The sequence below is a fragment of the Nitrospira sp. BLG_2 genome (assembly GCF_049222245.1).
The window spans coordinates 1-4,880 of the sequence record NZ_JBLYIG010000262.1 but is presented as its reverse complement, the minus strand read 5'-3'; the positions used below and the strand labels follow the sequence as shown (position 1 = coordinate 4,880).

The 4,880-nt window shown below is 58.2% G+C and carries 2 protein-coding genes and 1 pseudogene; 2 read left to right on the top strand and 1 reads right to left on the bottom strand.

Annotated features, from left to right (window positions below; all coding sequences use genetic code 11):
• Together gcvP and ACOSYY_RS07240 are read left to right on the top strand one after the other, a co-directional pair.
• On the top strand, nucleotides 1-2,253 hold a 2,253-nt coding region (gcvP, locus tag ACOSYY_RS07245; RefSeq protein WP_421661596.1), incomplete at its 5' end, for an aminomethyl-transferring glycine dehydrogenase.
• Nucleotides 2,254-2,560: 307 nt separating this feature from the next.
• Nucleotides 2,561-3,880: an aminotransferase class V-fold PLP-dependent enzyme gene (locus ACOSYY_RS07240; RefSeq protein ID WP_421661595.1), complete on the top strand. Its 1,320-nt coding sequence runs from the start codon at nucleotides 2,561-2,563 to the stop codon at nucleotides 3,878-3,880.
• Nucleotides 3,881-3,923: 43 nt separating this feature from the next.
• On the opposite strand, the pseudogene ACOSYY_RS07235 reads toward ACOSYY_RS07240, so the two are convergent.
• A pseudogene (locus ACOSYY_RS07235) lies at nucleotides 3,924-4,880 on the bottom strand (hypothetical protein); the annotation flags it as partial.

The window sequence follows — 4,880 nt, the reverse complement described above, 5'->3', positions numbered from 1 at the left end:
CAGCTGTGCGGCATTCTGTTGCAGTACCCGGCTACGGACGGCTATGTGGGCGATTTCAGCACCTTGACCTCGCAGGCTCATGAGGCCGGCGTTCGAGTGGCGGTCGCGACCGACCTTCTGGCCTTGACCTTGCTCCGCTCGCCCGGGGAATTTGGTGCCGATATCGCCGTCGGTTCGACACAACGGTTCGGTGTCCCGGTCGGCTTCGGTGGACCCCATGCCGCGTTTCTCGCCACCAGAGAGGAGTTCAAGCGGCAGGTGCCCGGTCGTCTCGTCGGTATCTCAAAAGATGTGACCGGCAAACCGGCCATCAGGCTCTCGCTTCAGACTAGAGAGCAACACATTCGACGGGAGAAGGCCACCAGCAATATTTGTACGGCTCAGGTCTTGCTGGCCGTGATGGCCGCCATGTATGCGGTGTACCACGGTCCAGAGGGGTTGCGTCGGATCGCCGAACGTGTACACGGGCTCACGCTGGTATTTGCCGAAGGGCTGAGGCGACTTGGGTTCGACGTCCTGCCAAAAGTTTTCTTCGATACGGTACGCGTGCCACTGTCCAAGGCTCAAGCGGATCAGATTACGGCGCGCGCGGATGCACAAAGAATCAATTTCCGGCGCTATGAAGACGGCTCGATCGGCGTCTCGCTCGACGAAGTCAGCTCCGAGGAGGAAGTACGGCGCCTCCTGCACATCTTTGTCGGTCGTGATCACTTGCCGTTCCAGCTTTCCGATTTGATTGCGGCCGTCGATCTCAGTTACTCGTCTCCCTTGGCCAGGACCAGTAAGTATCTGACGCAAGAGGTTTTCCATCGCTATCATTCCGAGCACGAGATGCTCCGCTATCTTCACAGATTGCAAACCAAAGACCTGTCCCTCGTCCACTCGATGATTCCCTTGGGCTCCTGCACGATGAAACTTAACGCCACCTCTGAAATGCTGCCGGTGACGTGGCCTGAGTTCGCTCGGCTGCATCCCTTTGCGCCGGCCGAGCAAACGCTCGGCTATCGGACCTTGTTCGAACAGCTCGAATCGTGGCTGGCCGAGATTGCCGGATTTTCGGCCTTCTCGCTTCAACCGAACGCGGGTTCCCAGGGAGAATATGCGGGCCTGATGGTCATCCGGGCCTACCACCGGTCGAAGGGGGAAACACACCGAGACGTCTGCCTGATCCCCGTATCGGCCCACGGTACGAACCCCGCAAGCGCCGCCATGGCCGGCATGGAGGTCGTCGTCGTCGCGTGCGATCCGAACGGAAACGTGGATGTCGCCGACTTGGAAACCAAGGCCGCTCAATATCGAGAACGATTGTCGGCCCTGATGCTCACCTATCCGTCGACCCACGGAGTGTTCGAGGCAAGCGTGCGACGTATTTGCCAGATCATCCATACCCATGGCGGTCAAGTCTATATCGATGGGGCCAATATGAACGCCATGGTGGGCCTTTGCCGTTTGGGCGACCTCGGGGCCGATGTTTGCCATCTGAACCTCCATAAGACGTTTTGTATTCCGCATGGAGGTGGAGGGCCCGGCGCGGGACCGATCGGAGTGGCACGGCATCTCGTGCCGTTTCTTCCTGGGCATACCGTGGTCAAGCTTGGCGCGCCTCAAGCCATCGGTCCAGTCTCGGCGGCCCCGTTCGGCAGCCCGAGCATTCTTCCGATTTCATGGGTGTACATTGCCTTAATGGGTCGTGACGGATTGACCAAAGCCACACAGGTGGCCATCCTCAATGCCAACTACATGGCCAAGCGGTTGGAAAAGCATTACTCCATTTTGTACACAGGGAACTCCGGACTGGTGGCTCATGAGTTCATCTTGGATCTGCGCGAATTCAAGGAAAGCGCCGGTATCGAGGCAATGGATGTCGCCAAGCGATTGATGGACTACGGCTTCCATGCGCCGACCGTGTCATTCCCGGTGCCGGGCACGCTCATGATCGAACCGACGGAAAGTGAATCGAAGTGTGAGCTCGATCGCTTCTGCGAAGCGCTCATTCTCATTCGCGCCGAGATACAAGAGATCGTTGACGGGCGCCAACCGCGAACCAACAATGTGCTGAAGAATGCTCCTCATACCGCCGCGATCGTGACGACGACCGAGTGGAACCGGCCCTATAGCCGGGAGCAAGCGGCGTTTCCTGCTCCCTGGCTCAGGAATAGCAAGTTTTGGCCGAGCGTGAGCCGTATCGACGAGGCCTACGGCGATCGTCACCTCGTCTGCAGCTGTCCTCCCATGGAAACCTATCAGTCCTAGCAGAATTGTCTGCTTTGATGACGGCTGTCCTTTAGGAGCCTGTCCGACATTGACCGTTCTACTGCGGCGAACGATGCGCCGGCATCTGCATTGTTCTCGGCGCGGAAAAATCCTCAACATATTTGCAGCGAATACGCCTCCGGTTTTTCTCCGTCTGCGGCCTCGCATCTGACGGCGCCTTCTTCGTCTCATAACGACCGGCACTATCGGACCGGCTCCTGGTCCGCCGGAATAGGTCCGGCCGCTCCTTGCCTGCCTTCCGGACAAGCAGTAGAGTAAAGTTGTCAATTCAGACCTGGAGGTTCCTATGAACGATATCGGACGTCGAGGCTTTCTTGCGCGTACGGGTTTGGCCTTGAGCGCGGCGGTTCTGGCAGGTGCGTATGACCGCGCGTTTGCCGATCAGCAGTCGCCGAAGAACACGTTCAGGAATTGGGATGATCTTCGGGCGCAGTTTCCTCTGTCTCGGCAGCTCATCCATCTCGCGGCTTTTTTTCTCGCGTCTCACCCCACGCCGGTGCGTGAAGCGATCGAACGACATCGCGCCGGTCTTGATGCCGATCCCATCGGCTATTGGCATGAGCACGAAGAGAAACAGGAAGCGAAGGTCCTTCAGGCGGCGGCCGACTATCTTTGCGCCGACCCCACGGACATCGCGTTGACGGATAGCACGACCATGGGTTTGGGATTGCTCTATGGTGGCTTGGCACTGCGCCCGGGACAGGAAATCCTCACGACGACCCACGACCATTATTCGACGGAGACTTCTCTGCGTCTGCGGGCCGAACGGACCGGCGCCACCGTGCGTCAGATCACGCTCTACCGTTCACTCAAAACAGTATCCCGCGACGAGATCGTCGATTCCCTACGAAAAGGCGTCACTCCCGCCACGCGCATTGTGGCCGTCACCTGGGTCCATTCCAGCACGGGACTTAAGTTGCCAATCCGCGAGATGGCTCTGGCCATTCAATCCATCAATCGCTCACGGAGTGAGCAGGATCGTGTCATCTTCTGCGTGGATGGGGTACATGCTCTGGGAGTGGAGGACTTCTGTCTCCGCGACTTGGGTTGCGACTTTCTGATCGCCGGAACTCACAAATGGATGTTCGGTCCGCGGGGAACCGGTCTTGTTTGGGGCCACCCGAAGGCCTGGCCGATCGCCCAGGCCATTATTCCAACCTTCAATACGCAAGCGTATGACTTGTGGATGGAGAACCGTTCTGCGAGTGATCTCCCTCCCTCGATCCATATGACCCCCGGCGGGTTCCATTCGTTCGAACATCGGTGGGCGCTAGATGAAGCCTTCGGGTTTCATCAGGCCATCGGAAAATCCAAGGTGACACAGCGTATCTATGAATTGAATCAGCACCTGAAGCAAGGCTTGGCGGCCATGTCCCACGTCACCCTCCACACACCGGTATCACAGGATCTTTCTGCCGGGATCGTCTGCTTCGAAGTGGCCGGCATGGAGCCTCGTACGGTGGTCGACACACTGCGGCAGCGTAAGATCGTCGGCAGCGTGACACCCTACGCAACTCAGTATGCCAGGCTGGCACCGAGCCTCCTCAACTCCCGACAGGAAATCGACACAACTTTGGGGGTGATCCGAAATCTTCGCTCGTCATAGACAGAAGCGTCGCCCAAGCAGAGTCGATTGGAAAGGATCCCTGTCAACGCCGGTGATAGGGAACGCAGAAACTGTTGGAGCAATGCGCCACTTTCAAATCCCCATTCGTCACATCGTAGTAACTGATCAAGGCGCGGCCGTCCACCCCGATGGTAATGGTCGTGAACTGACCGACGTCGTCCTCTCCTTGAACGGCAGTATGGGTCGCCGAGTGACACTCAACATCGCCGCAGTGAGCGACTCGTAAGTCTCCGTTCGTCGCATCGTAATAGCTGATCAGGCCGCGGCCGTCCGGCCCGATGGCAATCGAAGTGAATCGGCCGACGTCGTCCTTGCTCTGAAGAATATTCACCCTGGCAGAGCTGCACTCAAGGTCGCTGCAATGAGCCACTTTCAGATCGCCCTTTTCGGCATCGTAGTAGCTGATCAGCGCCAATCCGTCGGACCCGATCGTCACAGAACCATGCTGGCCGACATTGCCCGTACTGTCCAACGTGCTTTCTCTCGCGGACCCACAGGCAACATCAACGCAGTGGGCGACTTTCAGATCTCCGTTCGTGGCGTCATAGTAACTGATGAGCGCCAGTCCATCGGCGCCCACAGTGATCGCGGTGAATCGACCGACGTCACCCTCATTGATCAGGGTCGTGATCTTAGCCGAGGCACACGCGACATCGTCACAATGAGCCGTTTTCAAATCGCCGTTTGCGGCATCGTAATAGCTGATGAGGCCCAGGCCATCGGTCCCGATCGTTATCGAGGTAAACTGACCGACGTGACCCCCCTGGTCTAATGTCAATGCGGTCGCGGTGGTGCAAGCGGCATCGGTACAATGCGCTACCCGCAGATCCCCATTCGTTGCGCCATAGTAACTGATGAGAGGAAGCCCATCCGAGCCGATGACCACAGAACTGTATTGGCCGACATTGCCCTGGCTCTGAACGGTCGTCAGCGTGGAGGAGGCGCAGGCGAGGTCGGCGCAATGAACCACCCTGAGATC